This is a genomic window from Elusimicrobia bacterium HGW-Elusimicrobia-1, assembly GCA_002841695.1.
In the GTDB taxonomy this organism is placed as follows: domain Bacteria; phylum Elusimicrobiota; class Endomicrobiia; order PHAN01; family PHAN01; genus PHAN01.
In genome coordinates this window covers 206,281-222,680 of sequence record PHAN01000002.1, presented here as the reverse complement: position 1 = coordinate 222,680, position 16,400 = coordinate 206,281, and the positions used below count along the sequence as shown (strand labels likewise).

Here is a 16,400-nt window from a genome sequence, read left to right as displayed (position 1 = left end):
CGTTACACCTCCTTTTTTGCCGCCATCGCCTCGATGTAATCCGAGTAATCGGCGTAGATCTTGTCGGCGTCGAACATTTCTTTATAACTGAGCAAGGCGGCTTCCGACATATTATTATACATATTTTTGTCTCGATACAGGTTTCGAATGCCGCTCAACATGCTTTCCACGTCGCGCGGAGGGCAGTAAAATCCCGCTTTTCGCTCTTCGACAAGCTTTTTGGCATCCCCCGCGAAGGAAGATACTATGGGCAGGCCCGCGGAGAGATAAGCGTATATCTTGTTGCTTGTGTTGTTTACAGTCCTGACTGCGGGACACATGCCGACTTTGGCCATAGACAAGAAATATTCCATCTCTTCGTGATTAAGCCATCCGGTAAAAGTTATATTGTCGAGCGCGGCGGCCTCTTTTTTCAGGGACGGAGCCAATTCGCCGTCGCCTCCGATTATAAAGTGAATTCCCTGAGTGTCTCTCAAAATTTTTGCCGCGCTTATAAGTATGGAAGGATCGTGATATTTTCCGGAAAGCGCACCTATGTAAAGCACTATGAACTTTTCATTCAGTATTTTTTTAAGTCCGGCGAACTTACATTCGATTTTTGAATAATCGCGAATTTTTATTTTCTGATAGCCCAACGGAAATACCATGTCCGCAGGCGTTCTTACGCGCGGCACGCGTGAAAGTCCCCAAGCAAGCAGGGTGCCGGAAACCGCTGTCATTGCACCGGCCATTCTAAGGGCATTTTTCAATATTTTGAAGTCGCGGTACAGCACGACCCTCGCGACGGGCTGAAGCGGAACCGGCAAATGAAACAGAAACGCATCCGGCCATGGATCCCTTATGTCGACTATGAACGGAATTCCGCGCCTGTTCGCGTACGACGCGGCGGAAAAAGCCAAGTTATGAGAGGGCATGGAAGCGACTACTATGTCAGGCGGCGCGCGCTTTTGCGCCTCAGCCGCGAACCTTTGCGCTACCATCTCATGGTCTATATATCTGCGTACGGAAAAATTTTTGGAGTATCCGCAGCCCCGCAGACCGGTTATTTTATAGTTTTCGGAAACGGATAGTTCGGAATTTTTGTCGAAATCGCGGACCCACTCTTTTTTGGAATGGCCGAAGGCGCTTGTCCACCACGTAACAGTATGTCCCCTGTCGGCAAGTTTTTGCGCGAGGATTCCGGTGCGCATGAGTTTAACATCGGGTCTCAACGGCAGAGGCTCGGAGATTTTCAACAGCCATACGTTAAGTTTGTTTTTCATGGCGGATTCAGCGTACGTCGAAGTTCGATAAATTCACTTCCCAGTTGTCTATATCAAAAATCCTGTCGTCGAGCGCGCCGCCGAGCAATTTTCCGATCATCCTGATTTTTTTCGGTTCCAACGAGCGCGGCAGTTTTATAAGGTTGGGCGGAGGAGATCCCAGTTTCCCGATATAGGCCACGGCAGCGGCATTTTTTTCATTTTTTATAATAGATGAAACCGCGCCTTGTATATTTTTGCCGTCTGCCGGTCGAATGTCTATAATGAAGGCCACATCGAATCTGCTTAGTTCACGGCACATCCTGTAAATAAACTCGGTGCCGTCGGGCAAATTAACGGTCCGATACCCTGTTCCGTATCTGTGTTCCATAAAAATATTATCCGCAATCTTTTTTATTCCCGCGTTTCTGACGACGCGCCGAAGTTTTGACACTCCGAACATAGACGCGGCGCGGTGCAGCCATCCTGCCAAAAAATCGGCGGGTTTGGCTGCAATCCCGGCGGGAAACAAATAAAAATCGAGTGCGCCGATATCTCTCCAGCCCAGCACCTTTTTTGTATACAGATAGGCGCTGTCGTTCGGAAAGCAAAATATGAAAGGGATATCGTTCGCCCTGAGATTTTCGTAAACCGGAGATGTCATTTTTTTATAGCCGAGTGGGTCTAATTTTCTGTATTCAGGGTGTATCATTCCGTCCACGGCCAACGCAAATATGAACTCTTTGCCAAAGAATTCGTATCTATACGGCACGGCGGCGTAAAACCCGACTACGCCGGAGCCGTCTATCATAAGACCGTGATAGGAGTATCCTTTTGCCGTCAGAGAATATTTTTTTTCAAAATCCGCGGGGTCAAATACTTTGCCGAAAACTTCGTAATGCAAATCGCGGACGCATTTCTTCTCACCGTCGGTCAGTTGGTTAGTGGTTTTAAACAGATAGTTCATTCGAGCGAACGCATTTTAAGGTAATCTTCCGCGGTGGTGAAAGAGAAATTGCGCAACAGATTCGAAAGTTTTTTCTTTACCGAGGATATTCCGTAGTAAGTTCTGAATTTTCTTATATTTGATATTTCTCTTATGCGAGTCACGACATCGCCCATTTCAAACGGATGAAGATACACCACTCCCGGCAGTCCTTCGGTGTTCAGTCGGGAGAACAGGAATTTGGTCAGCGCAAACGGGTAAAGGCGCAAATAACCGCCTCCGCCGAAGGGAATATTTTTGCCGAGGATGTGCGCGGTTGACATTGGAATCTCAACGAGGCCGTTCTGCATTCGGAACGGCGCCCTTGTGAATCCGCCGACGCCGTAGACATCGTGGAAATCTATCGGGTAAACGCTGGAGTCGTATAAAAAACCCGACTCGCGGAGTATGTCAAAAGCCCATAGATTGGTTTTTGTTATAGAGAAGTCGGGCGCACGGAATCCTACTACTTGCCGTCCGGAAACATCTTCGAGCATATTTTTGGCGTCGCTTATCATTCGGCGGCAGGCAATTTTATCGAACTTATGGATACGGCGATGGATTAGACCGTGACATGCCACCTCGTGTCCTTCGCCGGCTATTTTTCGCACCAGTGAGGGCATATCTCCGGCTATTCGTCCTAAAATGAAGAAAGTCGCCTTCTGGTTGTGGCGCCGCAACAACTCCAGTATAGCCGTGGTGTTGACCTCTATTTCCTTTCTTTCGGATTCCGCGGAAATATATCGCTCGGGCACGTCGAAGGAGTCGTGCGACGCCTCGATGAACCCCTCGATATCGAAAGTAAGAATATTCGCCGGCCCGGTCATTTTAATTGTTAGTTCGTCCTTGATATATTTCCGGCGCTTCCGCCGGCGGGTTATATCGCGATGTCGTTATTTTATAAACTGCCGCGGTCAGACCCAGAAAAATCCAAAGAATCTCGTTGGGCATAATGGTCTTAAAAGCATCCTGCACCAGAGCGGTGACGCTTATTCCGGCGAGCATGGCGTATGCCGTCGCGGCCGTAACTCGACCCAAATCCGTACTGTTTGGGTGTTTTAAAACAGCCCTGCACATACTTGCGGCAATTATCAGAACCATTATGAACGCAATCATTCCGAATATGCCGGTTTCCATTATCATTTTTAGATAGCTGTTATGGACTTCCCCGAATACTATCGACTCGTAACCAGGATACAGTATCTGGCCTTTACCGAATCCTATCCAGAAATTATCACTGATATATTGAACAAAATCTTTCCATATGTCTAATCTATTGAGCTGTATCGCCAGATAATACGCCTGAAACCCGAATACCCGCGCTATGGCGGGCGATATAAACTTTACCAAGATATTTTCAAGCAACTGAAGAGCCAATACGACAGCAACTCCGGAGGCGGCTATCTTCAACATAATCTTTTTTGATAATTGCAAGCTGATGATAATGACAATGCCTACCGCGAAGAGTACCAGAGATATTTTCTCGCCCGACATAACGCTCATAATTGTCGACAATATCCCCGCCGCAAGAAAGAACTTTCTCTCAGGTCTGCGCGGAGCCAGAAAAAAAAATGCGTAGAACAGGTAGGATGCAAAAGCGAAAAACAGGGCCACGTGGAAAGCTCCCGATTCGCCTATGAGACAGGGGCCGTACAACGAAAATCTTCTGGGATGATGGTACGCCCCTTCCGGAATTGTTACGATAAAAAGAGGCCCGTATTTGCGCGTCAGTATTTGTATCCACAGCCACAGGGTATTTATAAAAACTCCGCCGACGAAGAACTTAAGCAAAATTTCAAGATGCTCATCGCTGTTTACAATGTTGGCGGCAAGGAAAAAAAGTACAAAAAACTGCAGTTCCTTGCCGAAGTATAGAAAAGTTCTTAATATGTGTCCCGCTTCGGGGTTTAAAAAAAGCGCGATTCCGGTGGTGGACGCAGCGACGGCAATATAAAGAAAAAACGGCTTATATATCGGAGTGAGATATATATGGGCATGAGGGCGCAGAATTTTTCTGCCCCAAAAAAACAACAACGCCAAAAGCATGATATCTTCCGCGCGAATGTCGATGGTGCGGGAAGGTATATAAAAAGGCAGCGGGAACCGCGGTGACAGGCATACTGCCAGAATGAGCAGGCCAAGCACTATAACGGAAATATCTGTTTTTTTCAGGTCTATTTTCATCGGTTGATTACCATAGAGATTTTTCTTCTTGCCGCCAGTATCGCCCTGCCCGGGCGGGATTCCAGCATACTCATAAATATTCTCCCTGTCAGCCCTCTGCGTGCGATACCGTCGGCCGATAAAAGCAAATCGGCGTTGCGTATTGACATCATATTTGCAAGGCCGGCGAGTTCAAAATTCTTTCTGCTTTCGGGCCATACGTCGCGTTTTGACGGATTTAAGCCGGTATGTTTCAAGTCGTGATCCTGATGGACTGCTAAAATCGCCGCCGAAGCGTCGACTATGGGCACGCCCGTTTCCTTTGCCCTGTACAAAAGCCAGTTGTCCCAGCCCGGGCGGCCTACCGCGAACGGAGGCATCCCGTGACGAAAATCGCGTCTGAAAATAAAATAGTCGATTCCCGAATATCCGTGCAACCGGCCTTTCAGGCGGGCGTCGGACATCAGTTTTTGCGCCCATGCCGAGTCGGAAAAATCCAGCGGGCGCGGTATGCTCATATCGGTTCTTCTGCCAACCGCCAGAAATGATTTCAGATTTATTTTATTTACGGCGGCTTCAAAGTCCGGCATCAGAACTATGTCGGCATTGATGTAAACGAGTATATCGCCCCGCGCGATTTTTTGGGCTGTGTCAAAAGCCGCGGATACAAGCGGAGTCCCTGCTTCGCTGACGGCTATCCGCGGCTCATGCCTGACATCGAGCTTTCGACAGATATCGGCCGCGCCGGGGTCGTCGCCGAAGATTATTATTTCCCCGCTTTTAGCGGCGCGCTTCCAGCTTTCAATGGCATTCGACTGCGCCGTCGCCGCGTCGCCGGCAAAAGCTTTTGGTATGGAAAATACTGTTATCATATATTATGGCGATTATCGGTTTCAACGCTGCGGAATTTGTCGGTAAAAAGTTTTATGTCTTTGAAATAATCCCTATTGGATTTCAGCCATGCCGTATCTTTGTCCCACCATCTGAAGGCGCGCAGAAATTCCGCGTCCGCGGGGTTATCGTATCTGTCTCTTAACTTTTTGGCGGGCACTCCCGCGACTATGGCGTAAGGTTCAATGTTTTTGGTCACCACGGCCCCCGCTCCCACTATCGCGCCGTCGCCTATGGTTATTCCGTCGAAGATAATGACATCGTCTCCGATCCATACGTCATTGCCTATTTCGACCACGAATAGTTTTTTATCATCTACATACAGATGCTCGTCAAACATGCTCGCCGGTGTGAAAGTAAAACCGGCCTGTTTCTTATCGGAAAAAAATGCGGGGTGGGTGCTTACCCATTTTTCCGAAGGGTGCCTGCCTACGCAAGTGCGCACATTTTGGCCTATTGAGCAGAATCTTCCCACCTTGGCTCCGCTTATTCTTGAACGCGGAGCGATAAAAGTTCCACGCCCGATGAAAGAATCCGTGATATCGCACCCGTGATTAATGTACGAATGGTCCTCGAAGCGTGTAGCGGAAGATACGCGCACGCCCCAACCCATATACACCCCGCGATGGCGTATCCGGCAGAGAGTTTTTAGCGCAATATTTCTTAAAAAGCGCAAGATATCTTTTATCAACATCATTTTTTTATAGACCTCGCGGGCACGCCCGCCACCGTATCGGAAGCGGCAACATCTTTGGTTACGACGGCGCCGGCCGCCACAACGGCATTGTCGCCTATGGAGACGCCCGGCAGAACTACGGCGCCGGCGCCTATCCATACGTTGTCGCCCAGAGAAATTTTGCGGGCTACTGCGGTGGTGGCACGCATGTCGGAGCGGGCATCGTGGCTCTGCGACGTAATAACGGCGTGCGCGGCTATAAGCACGTTATTGCCTATGTCCACCCCCCCGCCTCCCCATACAACCACATAATCCCCTATGCGCGCGCCTTCCCCCACGGTTACATTTTCGGGCGCGTGTATGATCACGCCCTTGTAAAAAACGGCGTCGTCGCCAAGCTTCCTGAGCCGGGCAGACCAGTATGCCCGCCTAAGCACACGGGAAACCAAACGATACGTCTTTGCGCCTATTCCGGCGAGGGACTTTATCATGATTTTCTCCCGTCGCAACCGAGCCCGACGGCCGAAATTATTTCATCTATGTTCTTAGGATAGCATATTTTGCCGTTCGATTCTCCGTCAAGATAGCGACGATAGATTTCTCTGCATTCGGGGTCTATCGGGTCTATATAATCCAAAAGAGAAATAGCGTGTTTGCCGGACTTGGCCGCCCATATAAGCGCGGCGCTGGCATAACTTATTACACAGTTAAAACTCGACATTATAATTTCCGATGTCACATAGTCCGGCGCGGCCACACTTATATCTTTTTCCATCCCGTAAAGACGCCGCCACACAGGATGCGGTTTAAGGGCTGTTTTGGCAAGCAATCCATTTTTTGACAGCGCTTTTATAAGTTCGTCCATCCGTTTCAAATACTCGTCTTCGCCGGTGATTCCGTTGCCGGGCGAATCATGGGGCGCAAGTAAAATCTCTTTGCCTTTTAAGTCCAGTCCCAATTTGTCAAGAAAAGCGGCGTTTTCTTTTATGACGAGGGGCTTGTCCCATAAATGTTCTTCCGATACGGTCGACGCGTAGAAAGACGCCGGCATGTAGGTTATATATCTGCCGCCGCCGTAACCGACTTCGACATCCATACCGTAAAGAATCCGGTAGGCGGCTTTGTAAACGAGAGTTTTAAGCGAAAGAGTTTTTTTGAACCCGGCGGGTTTGGCGACTATCTGATGATATATCACTTTATTGTTTGCCGAGAGTTTTTTAACCATCCAAAACTCTACGGGCGCAAAAGCCACCGAGAAAAAATGCACACGGTGTCCGCTGTATGAGGAGAGTATCTTTCCGGCGGATAGCCGCACGGATAAAACTGCCAGCGCTCCATTTATGGCACGCGCAGGCCTCATGGAATTGCGGTTTTGCGCCGGAATTTCAACCGACAGCACATTCTCGTCGCCGTAGAGTTTGCCCATAATCATTCTGCCGGCGGGATATGTCGTGATAATTTTAAACTTTCCCCGCTCCGGATCGGGACCGAGCAGGGTCAGTATGGCGGATACGGCCATAGAAGACGAGCAAATGTATATATCCATAACGAAGTCAGGCGGAGATTTTTTTGAGTTTCAGGATATTGCGTATTTCATCCATGCGCAATAAGCCGTAGGCCGTTGCAGCCGCAAGAACCAACTTGGAAATAAATGCGAATAACGGCCAGCGTTCCAGATAAAAATGGTAGCCGGTCAGTATGGCGCCGGAGCACGCAATATAAGTCATAAGACGAAACCTGCCCGTCTGAACGAAAAAGCATCTCTTAGAGTACTCATATTCTATGGCGTATCCGCATACGAAGGTCAAAATAGTCGCGGCCGCCGCGCCGTTGATGCCGAAGCGCGGTATCAGCGCCAGATTCAGCATTACGTTTAGCACAGCCACAATAAGCGATATGTACATATCCTGTTTTGTCTTTTTAGATTGCGTTATTGAAAGGCCGGCCAAGCTCATAAGCGCCGAAAAATAATAGGCGTATAATACTACCCTGGCGATGCCGTAGGCATAGGAATATCTCGAATCTATAAATGTCTCCATAACTTCTTTGGTGAAAAGAGCGACAAAAAAAATGGATGCCAGCGCCAGTACCGTATATACGTCGTTTATGCGCGACAGTTTGTTTTTGGACTGCAATATATCGGTCGCGTCGTTGGCCATCTTGTAAAAATACGGGGCGTAAGCCGCGTTGAATCCGCCGAATATAACCAGTCCCAAAGTTCCTATTTTATGCGCGAGAGAAAAGACGCCTACATCGGCCAGAGTGAAGTATCGTTCCAGAAAAATCCTGCTCGAGAGGTTAAGCACCCATGCCGTCAGAAGAGAAGGAACCATCGGCATACTGTAGCGCAAAGTTTCGCCGATTATACGCTTGTTTATTCCCGGAGTCGCTATTTTGCCGAGGATATACAAATAGACAGGCGCGGCTATAAGCGCCGATAGAAAAGTGGCTTTAAGCTGTCCCGCCGCACCTTCCCGCTTTACGCATACAAAAAAAACAATGAGGGCCGTAGTAAGCAGAAATTGGCCCGACGAGAGAATCACGAATTCTCCCGCCCGCTCCGTCACCCTGAGGTTTATCAAAGGGATATAAGAAAACGTCAGAAACAAACAGGTCATTATGGTATAGGCGTAGTAGGGATGAAACGGTATGGATTTATAAAGAGACCCCGCCGCATTACTGAAAATAAAAAGCAAGGCGGCCGCCGCCACTGACAGGATTATGGTAAATGTAGCCACCGATCCCAGAAAGATTTTTTTGTCGGCTTCGCTCTTGTAATCATAATATAATCTATAAACCGCGCGCTCGGCGCAAAGAGTGTATAGAATGGCCAGCACCCCGCTTAGTGTCGCCATTGCCGCGACTATGCCATAATCCGCCGGCGTAAGATATTTGGCGTACAGGGGCAGCAAAATAAAGCCCATCGACGGAACCAGGGCGTTGCCGAGAGTGTATATAAAAGTATTTTTGACTAGTTTTGACACGATTCGTTAAGAACGGCTTCCTTAATGCGGATAAGTTCCTGAAAGTCCGGATCTGTATCGGTCAGCTTGGTGCCGAAGGCGGATATTGCCGGCACAACGGCAAAACCGCGCGCTATCCAACGCTTTATTTTACGGGCGACTGTGAGTAATCCGTGGTTTTTATTCATCAGGGAGGGCGTGGCGCCGAATTGCGCAAGGAAATATTCATCCATGGCATTGTCTATTCGCTTGCCTGCTGTCGATATGTCCGTATCCGGGGATTCTTTGGACAATGCGGATAAAAGACATTTTTTAAACCGGTCGTATTTTGCAATATAGGTTCCGTCCTCTATGTAATCCGTCAGAGAGAGCACGCTCTGCCCGGTAGATTTCACTCCGGTTCTTCTGGCGCAGTAAAAAGTATCCAAAAAAGCCATTTTGCCGTATATCAGAGAAAGCGACGAAGGCAAAAGTTCCCCGAATCTCATATCGTCGGTATGTCTCGGAGTTTCGTTCCAAATTCTCCGCAGAACTTCAGTTTTGTGCAGCGCGCTGAAAGTGGCCAGCCGGTATTCGGCCAGGTTTCGGCAAACCCTGTCTATCGCCGATGAATCCGTCACGGATGTTCCGGAATTCACGGGAGCGGCGTGAAAATCGGTTTTCCCTGACCTATCGGCCGACGCGGTATATACGGCATATCTTCCGTGAGCCAGAGCATAGTCGGGATTTTTATCGAGATGAGCCATCGCGGCGGTCAGTCCCGCGGGAGTTATGAAATCGTCCTCGGAACATACGGCGGCGTAAGGCGTGGCCGCGTGCATTAGCCCGTCGGAGAGTTTGTCCTCGAACCTCGTATCATGCGGATAAGAAATGTGCTTGACCGCTTTGTGAGAAAGAATGGCCGATACTTCGCTTTGGTCGGCCGGAGTTTCCGAGGAATCCAGCACCAGTATGGGACAGGGAAAGTCAAACAACGCGTAGTAAGCGAGGAAAGATTTAAGAAGTTTGTGCCCGTAGTGCGGCGTGGTTACTATGGTGGCACTGCTCATTTACAAGCCACCGCGCTCAAAAGCCGCAAGGTTTCGGCTATGCCTTTTTTTATGTCTCCGCGGAAATTAAATCCTTTGCCGGTAAATCTCTTATTGGAAACATTGTAAGAGAGCTGGTTCATTATAGCGCAGTCCACGAGTTCTATTTTTAACGACGGAATATGCTCCGCTATTGCGCCGGTAATTTCCCTTACGGAAGCATTCAGGGTAACGGCATTGTAAATTCTTCGGTCGAAAATATTGTTTTTGATGACAAAATAAAACGCGTCGATCGCATCCGCTATGTCCAGATACGGCCGCTTCTGGCCCATCGCCGTCCTCCAGACCGTTATGTTCTGCCCGACGCTGGCCTGCCAGCAGAATTTATTGACCGCCGTGTGAAATCTCATGCCGGGAGAAACCCCGAATATTGTCCCCAGGCGGAAAATAAGAAAATCGAGTCCGGAAGATTCGCCCAATCCGCACAGAAGTTTTTCGGCTTTTATTTTGCTTTCCGCGTACGGACTTTGCGGTTTTAGGGTTTCTTCCGGGCATTCTTCGTCGACAATTTCTTCCTGCGTGCCGTACACGCTGGTGGTGGAAGGAAATATCAGTTTGCATCCGTTGCGCGCGCAGGCCTCGGCGACATTTTTTGTGCCCTCAAGGTTTACGGAAAAAACCTCGTCTCTTTTGTCATGAGAAGATGCCGCGTCGGTTATGGCGGCCAGATGGATAACCACGTCGACACCCTTAAAATGCTCGTTGATGCCGGGGGAGCGTATGTCGTCTTCGATGAAATTATACTTTACGCCCCGTGGCAAATCGAACAAAGAGCAATATCTCTGCGTGGACAGATTGTCGATTATGATGATTTCTTCTATACCTTTATCCGATGCCGACCGAATCAGACGCGAGCCGATGTGTCCGAGAGCTCCTGTGACAAGTAGTTTCATATTTACCTCGGGATATACTCTTTGATGCAATTTGCGTAGTATTTTTTTGTCTCCGCCAGACCGTCGACAAAGTTGTATGCGGGTTTCCATCCCAGAGTGTCGGTTATTTTCTTATTGCTTATTACGGCATCGCCTATTTCCACGCTTTTTCTTTCGGGCGGCCAGTCGACAAGATTCAATTTCCCCCCTACGACTTCCGTTATTTTCGAGGCGATATCCGCGACGCTCAAATGTTCCGAACTTACGGCGAAATAGACCTTGCCGTCGGTCTCGCGGCTAAGCGCCGACATAATCAGAGCCGTAACGGCGTCGTCCACATAGGTGACATTTCTCAGCTGCCTGCCGGGTTTATAAACAGTGATACTCTTATTCTGCATGGCGAGGCCTATGAAATAATTTACGAAGGTAAAATCAGGGCTGTGTATGCTTGCCCTCGGACCGAATATATTGGCGAATCTCACTACTGTGGCCGGGATTGAGTACGCGTTGCCGTAAAGGAGCACATATTTTTCGGAGACACTCTTGTTGGCGGAATATATATCGGTCGGGAATTCCGGGTGGTTTTCGTCCGCCGGATTGTAGTGGAGCCGGCCTATCTGAGTGCTGGTTCCGATATGGATAAACTTGGCTTCCCTGTTGAAGCGGCGCGCGGCTTCAAGAAGGTTTATCACGCCGCGGCAGTTGACATCCAGGTCTATCCAGGGTTCCTTCATGGAAAAAGGATGCGAAGTGGACGCCGCGCAGTTAAATACAATATCCTGACCGACGATGCTTTTAATAAGTTCGTCGAAATTAAGTATATCGCCCAAAATAACTTCGGTGTCGTTTCTTATGTCTTTTATGTTATAAAGGTTGCCGCCGGAGTGCGGATCCAGACAATCGTATATGACAACTTTCGCTCCGAGTTCCAGACATCGGCGGGCAAGGTTCGATCCTATAAAGCCGAGACCGCCGGTTATGAGAACTTTTTTATTTTTGAGTGTTATGCCGCCTGATGAAGCGATGGCGCAGGTGTCGATTTTTTTCATAGTACCTCGGGTAGTCACTTTTTTCTCGCTTTTGCGAGTATCATAAGTTCACGGTCGCCTTTCCATCTGTATGTTGATATTTCTTCCTCTTCAAAACCCATGCGGGCGAGAATGGCCTTAATTTTTGGTATCGTGTAGCAATTTTTATGACCTTGTCCCGTCGAACTCTGCGAACCGAAAATGCTTGCCGTCAGATAACCCCATCTGCTTGCGGTGGAGTAGGAGTACTGCCCGAACCAGTGCTGTTTGGCCACGGCTTCCGGATCCGAGCGGAAAAAATCTTTCCACTCATCTTTTGCGGCCAGCCATTTTTTTACCGTATCCTCGAAGTCGGGGGTTGAAAAAATAAAAAGTCCGCCGGGGCGCAGCGCTCTCTTTACTTCTTCGAAAAACAGGGGCTCCTCGGTAAAAGATAAGTGTTCCACGAGAGAATCCGCCCTTATCTCCGCGACCGTTCCATCAGGATAGGGCAGGTTGAATATATCGTACTGAAAAATTTTGAGGTCGTCGGGAAATGAGTTGTCCGGATAGCGTTGTCTGAGTTCATCCACGGTATCCATATCGAGATTTACGTAACCGGCGAGGGGCCGTCCGCCGCAGCCAACATTTATTCTTATGTCTTCTTGTTTGTTCATAGTAACCGTCCTAATTTCGGGGGTATATGGAATCTATTGTGGATTTAATGCCGGTTTTCAGGTCGTATTCCGGCGCCCAGCCCGTAAGTTTGGTGAATTCCGAGCGGTCGGCGACGAAATTTCTGTTTTCTATGGGCGATAGGTTTTTGGGGGCGGGAACACTTTTGACCGTGGATTTAATTCCGGGTTTTTTGGCCATCGCCATTTCAGCCACCATGGAAAATGCTTCCGATACAGTATGCCCCGTGCCGCTTCCAAGAACGAAATGTCTGCCGTTTAGAAGATCAATCTTTGATGCCGCCGTCAGAAAAGCCCGCGCGACGTCGTTGACGTATATGTAATCTCTGGTAAAGTTTCCGTCTCCGTAGAGGGTTATATCTTCTCCGGCCAGAGCTTTGCGCGCCATCAGGTTCAGTATGCCGCGATCGGCGCTGCTGCTTTTTTTACCGGGGCCGTAAACATTGGCCAGCCGCAGAACGCAACCCTTAACAAATCCCGATGCGGCGTAATGTTTAAGATAATTTTCCGCGGTGAGCTTGTGTATATCATAAATCGTCATGGGCGCATCGGGATGTTTTTCATCCACCGGAAGATATTGCGACATTCCGGTTACCGTGACTGTGCCGGAAAACAGCACCGTCGGACAATGGCGATTTTTTCTGCATGTTTCCAGCATCGAAAGCATAGGCATAACGTTTATGCGCCAGTCGTCGGCGGGATCTTCCTCCGCCCTGTAAACGCTGGTCTGGGCGGCAAAATGAAAAATGATATCGGCCCGCCGCAATAATTCCGGGCTTATTCCCGAGACCCCGATATCCTCCACAATTTCTTCTATCTCGGGTGATTCGCCGGCGCGCGGAGTCGCCGCTTCCGGTGGTTTGATATCCGCACGGATTACCTTGCAATCCGTGCCACGCAAAAGCGCAACCAACGTGTCGGCAAGATACCCGCGTCCGCCGGTGATTAAGATAGTTTTGTTTTTGAAGGATTCCGTTATTTCTGTCATTGCTTTGACCGATAGATCATTTTATCTCGGGGCCTTTCAACCAGTCGTAACCGATTTCTTTGTCGTTATAAGATATGCGGCCTTCTTCCTTAGTGTCATACACTCCGGAAGTGACATAAAAAAGGTCCGACGGGCCATTTAAGCATTTGCAGCCGTGGGCCACTCCGGCCGGTATCTTCACGATAACCGACGGCCAGTTGTCGCCCATAAAGATTTCCATTATTTGTTTATATGTGGTCGAATCTTTTCTGGTATCATAAAGTACGACTTTCAGTGTTCCGCAAGCGACGTACCACCAATCTATCTGTTTCTTGTGAACGTGCCACGCTTTGACAACACCCGCATTCATGCGGGATACACTTAATTGCCCGAAGCCCTCCCTGAAAAAATCGTCGCTCTTTCTTATTATCTCGCGGAAATATCCTCTCTCATCCGTGTGTGTAACAAGCTCTTTCATCACTACGCCTTCTATCATAAAAAACCTCTCTTTATGTCAAATCGCGGCTCACAATTCGCCGTTGAAAAATTTCTTGACGGCGCCGCAAACAGCGGTTATCTGCGCGTCGGTTATTTCCGGATACATGGGAAGAGACAATATTTCTCCCGCCGCCGTTTCCGTCGCGGGCAGTGGCGCGGATTGTTTATATGCCGGCTGAAGATGCACGGGTACCGGATAATGAATCAGCGGCATTATGCCGATTTTTTTCAGGGATTCCATCAGCATATTGCGTTTTGGCGTACGCACTACGTACAAATGAAACACATGATAAGAACCGGGACGTTCGCGCGGCAGGGTAACCGGCAGGGATGACAACTCCCTGTCATATACGGCGGCCGCCTTCCGGCGCAGGGCATTGTCCGCGTCGAGATATTTAAGCTTGACTCTCAGAACCGCCGCTTGTATTTCGTCCAGGCGCGAGTTCCAGCCGTGCATAAAACTTACATATCTTTCTTTCCAACCGTACTCCCTCATCAATCCGGCTTTTTCGGCGATGGCGGGGTCGTTTGTAAGCACCATCCCGCCGTCGCCTGCGGCGCCGAGATTTTTTGTGGGGTAAAAGCTGAAGCACGCCGCATCGCCGAATGAACCGGCTTTCCTGTCCTTATACCCTGAGCCGTGCGCCTGGGCGCAATCCTCTATAACTTTCAGCCCGCGCTTGCGGGCAATCGCCATAATAGCGTCCATATCCGCCGGCTGGCCGTAGATGTGAACCGGCACGATGGCTTTCGTTTTGGATGTAATCAAACTTTCTATTTTTGCCGGATCAATGGTATAAAAATCCGGCTCTATGTCGGCGAAAACCGGAACGGCTCCGGCCGATACAATTGCGGACACCGTCGCTACCGCCGTATGCGCCGTGGTTATAACTTCGTCTCCCGTACCCACACCGCAGGAAGCAATCGCCAGGTGGAGCGCCTCGGTGCCGGAGCCCGCGCCTATCCCGTGCCGGACTCCTGTGTAGCCGGCAAATTCCCGCTCAAATGCCTTGGTTTCAGGTCCCAGGATGTAGTAGCCGCTCTGAAGCACGCGCGCCACGGCATCGTCTATTTCTTTTTTGCGGACTAAATACTGCGCGAGTGGGTTGGCGCAGAGTATCATCAGAGCACCCTGACGTCCGGAACGTACACTATCCACTTGCCGCCCGCTTCGCTGAATTTGGTTTCTTTGGCCATAATTTCCTTTGCGTGGTTGTATCCGAACAGAAGCGCGTAGTCCGGATATTTATCTTTGAAAGTTTCATAGGGTTTCACGGGTATATGCGCGCCCGGGCTGAATTTCCCCTGTTTGATCGGCGTGGTGTCGCAAATGTATTCTATTTGCCCGGCGGTAATGCCGCAGTAGTTGATGATAGTTGTGCTTTTGGATGTGGCGGCATAACCGACTACGCTTTTGTCTTTTGACCTCACGTTTTCCAGAAGCCGCACAAGCTCGCTCCTGAATCTTTCGCAGTTTTCTTTGAATTTCAAATATGTTTCCGGCCTGTCAAGTCCGAGTTGTTTTTCTTTGGCGAGTTGAGCGGCGACTCTTTCTGAAACCGGACGCTTTCCCTTGTTGGCGATGACATATCTCATAGAACCGCCGTGGGTTTCCTGCGGGAGGGCGTCTATAACTTCCATTCCGTGCGATTCAAAAAGATATTTGACCGAATTCACCGAATAAAGAAACACATGCTCGTCATAAATCTGGTCGTAGGTGGTTTTTTCTATTACGTCGCCGAGATAAGGATCCTCGAAGGCGACCACGCCGTCGGGCGCAAGAAGCGTTTTTATACCGTCGACGACGGAATGTATGTAGGGTATGTGGCACATCACGTTGGCGCCTAAAAACGCGTTCGCCCGGCCGTATTGAGCCACTATTTTTTCGGCAAGGTCCTTGTCAAAAAATTCCGAGACCGTATTGACTCCGCTTGCTCTGGCGACGTCGGCGACATTTGCTGAGGGTTCTATGCCAAGATGTCTTATCTTGCTTTCGGCGAAGTTTTTCAGCATTATCCCGTCGTTAGACCCTATCTCGACGACGAAAGGGTCATTTCCCAGATATTTCTTTTTTATGTCGTCGGCAAATTCTTTGAAATGAACGGCCATTAGTTTCGACGTTCCGGAGAAGAAGGCATAGTTTTCGTTGAACATTTTTTCTCTTTCGGGCTGTTCGGTAAGCTGAAAAAGGCCGCACTTGGGGCACGAAGCCACTTTCATCTCGAAAAAATATTCCGCGGCGAATTGTTCTTCGGTCAGGAATCCGTTGGCTATCGGCATTTTGCCGAAAGACATAAACGGTTCTATCGGGGTTTCGCAGGAGCGGCACTTCTTCATCATTTCCTCCGGGTGTT

The 16,400-nt window shown here is 49.2% G+C and carries 17 protein-coding genes; all 17 read right to left on the bottom strand.

Annotated features, from left to right (window positions below):
• Positions 1-2 precede the first annotated feature (2 nt).
• The 17 genes from CVU77_01835 to CVU77_01755 all read right to left on the bottom strand — a co-directional run bounded on the left by CVU77_01835 (position 3) and on the right by CVU77_01755 (position 16,383).
• The gene (locus tag CVU77_01835) at positions 3-1,262 is read right to left on the bottom strand and encodes a hypothetical protein (GenBank protein PKN02187.1); all 1,260 of its coding nucleotides are present in this window, start codon (positions 1,260-1,262) and stop codon (positions 3-5) included.
• 7 nt (positions 1,263-1,269) lie between these two features.
• Positions 1,270-2,208 (bottom strand): hypothetical protein, encoded by a 939-nt coding sequence (locus CVU77_01830; GenBank protein PKN02186.1) that lies wholly within the window; start codon positions 2,206-2,208, stop codon positions 1,270-1,272.
• Positions 2,205-3,053: a polysaccharide deacetylase family protein gene (locus CVU77_01825; GenBank protein PKN02185.1), complete on the bottom strand. Its 849-nt coding sequence runs from the start codon at positions 3,051-3,053 to the stop codon at positions 2,205-2,207. Before CVU77_01825 ends, CVU77_01830 begins: the two co-directional genes overlap by 4 nt.
• 1 nt (position 3,054) lies before the next feature.
• Positions 3,055-4,410, bottom strand: coding sequence for a hypothetical protein (locus CVU77_01820; protein ID PKN02184.1), 1,356 nt, complete (start codon positions 4,408-4,410; stop codon positions 3,055-3,057).
• A complete protein-coding gene (locus CVU77_01815) occupies positions 4,407-5,261 on the bottom strand; it encodes a hypothetical protein (GenBank protein ID PKN02183.1) in 855 nt (284 codons plus the stop codon). Before CVU77_01815 ends, CVU77_01820 begins: the two co-directional genes overlap by 4 nt.
• A complete protein-coding gene (locus CVU77_01810; GenBank protein ID PKN02217.1) occupies positions 5,258-5,893 on the bottom strand; it encodes an acetyltransferase in 636 nt (211 codons plus the stop codon). Before CVU77_01810 ends, CVU77_01815 begins: the two co-directional genes overlap by 4 nt.
• An 80-nt stretch (positions 5,894-5,973) precedes the next feature.
• Positions 5,974-6,447: an acyltransferase gene (locus CVU77_01805; GenBank protein PKN02182.1), complete on the bottom strand. Its 474-nt coding sequence runs from the start codon at positions 6,445-6,447 to the stop codon at positions 5,974-5,976.
• Entirely contained in the window at positions 6,444-7,502 is a 1,059-nt protein-coding gene (locus tag CVU77_01800; protein ID PKN02181.1) for a hypothetical protein, read from the bottom strand. The genes CVU77_01805 and CVU77_01800 overlap by 4 nt, the downstream gene beginning before the upstream one ends.
• 7 nt (positions 7,503-7,509) lie before the next feature.
• Complete coding sequence (locus CVU77_01795; GenBank protein ID PKN02180.1) at positions 7,510-8,940, bottom strand: hypothetical protein; 1,431 nt, start codon at positions 8,938-8,940, stop codon at positions 7,510-7,512.
• On the bottom strand, positions 8,928-9,968 hold the full coding sequence (locus CVU77_01790; protein ID PKN02179.1) for a hypothetical protein: 1,041 nt from the start codon (positions 9,966-9,968) through the stop codon (positions 8,928-8,930). The genes CVU77_01795 and CVU77_01790 overlap by 13 nt, the downstream gene beginning before the upstream one ends.
• Positions 9,965-10,900 (bottom strand): nucleoside-diphosphate sugar epimerase, encoded by a 936-nt coding sequence (locus tag CVU77_01785; GenBank protein ID PKN02178.1) that lies wholly within the window; start codon positions 10,898-10,900, stop codon positions 9,965-9,967. Before CVU77_01785 ends, CVU77_01790 begins: the two co-directional genes overlap by 4 nt.
• Before the next feature lie 2 nt (positions 10,901-10,902).
• Complete coding sequence (locus tag CVU77_01780; GenBank protein PKN02177.1) at positions 10,903-11,928, bottom strand: hypothetical protein; 1,026 nt, start codon at positions 11,926-11,928, stop codon at positions 10,903-10,905.
• Between the two features lie 14 nt (positions 11,929-11,942).
• Entirely contained in the window at positions 11,943-12,563 is a 621-nt protein-coding gene (locus CVU77_01775) for a methyltransferase (protein PKN02176.1), read from the bottom strand.
• A gap of 10 nt (positions 12,564-12,573) precedes the next feature.
• A complete protein-coding gene (locus CVU77_01770; GenBank protein ID PKN02175.1) occupies positions 12,574-13,569 on the bottom strand; it encodes a hypothetical protein in 996 nt (331 codons plus the stop codon).
• A gap of 16 nt (positions 13,570-13,585) precedes the next feature.
• Positions 13,586-14,044 (bottom strand): hypothetical protein, encoded by a 459-nt coding sequence (locus tag CVU77_01765; GenBank protein PKN02174.1) that lies wholly within the window; start codon positions 14,042-14,044, stop codon positions 13,586-13,588.
• A 30-nt stretch (positions 14,045-14,074) separates the two neighbouring features.
• Entirely contained in the window at positions 14,075-15,169 is a 1,095-nt protein-coding gene (locus CVU77_01760) for an erythromycin biosynthesis sensory transduction protein eryC1 (protein ID PKN02173.1), read from the bottom strand.
• Positions 15,169-16,383, bottom strand: coding sequence for an SAM-dependent methyltransferase (locus tag CVU77_01755; protein PKN02172.1), 1,215 nt, complete (start codon positions 16,381-16,383; stop codon positions 15,169-15,171). Before CVU77_01755 ends, CVU77_01760 begins: the two co-directional genes overlap by 1 nt.
• Positions 16,384-16,400 lie beyond the last annotated feature (17 nt).

Coding starts and splice junctions, on each gene's coding strand:
- CVU77_01835 (PKN02187.1), bottom strand. CDS start 1,262: ATGAAAAACAAACTTAACGTATGGCTGTTGAAAATCTCCGAGCCTCTG.
- CVU77_01830 (PKN02186.1), bottom strand. CDS start 2,208: ATGAACTATCTGTTTAAAACCACTAACCAACTGACCGACGGTGAGAAG.
- CVU77_01825 (PKN02185.1), bottom strand. CDS start 3,053: ATGACCGGGCCGGCGAATATTCTTACTTTCGATATCGAGGGGTTCATC.
- CVU77_01820 (PKN02184.1), bottom strand. CDS start 4,410: ATGAAAATAGACCTGAAAAAAACAGATATTTCCGTTATAGTGCTTGGC.
- CVU77_01815 (PKN02183.1), bottom strand. CDS start 5,261: ATGATAACAGTATTTTCCATACCAAAAGCTTTTGCCGGCGACGCGGCG.
- CVU77_01810 (PKN02217.1), bottom strand. CDS start 5,893: ATGGGTTGGGGCGTGCGCGTATCTTCCGCTACACGCTTCGAGGACCAT.
- CVU77_01805 (PKN02182.1), bottom strand. CDS start 6,447: ATGATAAAGTCCCTCGCCGGAATAGGCGCAAAGACGTATCGTTTGGTT.
- CVU77_01800 (PKN02181.1), bottom strand. CDS start 7,502: ATGGATATATACATTTGCTCGTCTTCTATGGCCGTATCCGCCATACTG.
- CVU77_01790 (PKN02179.1), bottom strand. CDS start 9,968: ATGAGCAGTGCCACCATAGTAACCACGCCGCACTACGGGCACAAACTT.
- CVU77_01785 (PKN02178.1), bottom strand. CDS start 10,900: ATGAAACTACTTGTCACAGGAGCTCTCGGACACATCGGCTCGCGTCTG.
- CVU77_01780 (PKN02177.1), bottom strand. CDS start 11,928: ATGAAAAAAATCGACACCTGCGCCATCGCTTCATCAGGCGGCATAACA.
- CVU77_01775 (PKN02176.1), bottom strand. CDS start 12,563: ATGAACAAACAAGAAGACATAAGAATAAATGTTGGCTGCGGCGGACGG.
- CVU77_01770 (PKN02175.1), bottom strand. CDS start 13,569: ATGACAGAAATAACGGAATCCTTCAAAAACAAAACTATCTTAATCACC.
- CVU77_01765 (PKN02174.1), bottom strand. CDS start 14,044: ATGATAGAAGGCGTAGTGATGAAAGAGCTTGTTACACACACGGATGAG.
- CVU77_01760 (PKN02173.1), bottom strand. CDS start 15,169: ATGATACTCTGCGCCAACCCACTCGCGCAGTATTTAGTCCGCAAAAAA.
- CVU77_01755 (PKN02172.1), bottom strand. CDS start 16,383: ATGAAGAAGTGCCGCTCCTGCGAAACCCCGATAGAACCGTTTATGTCT.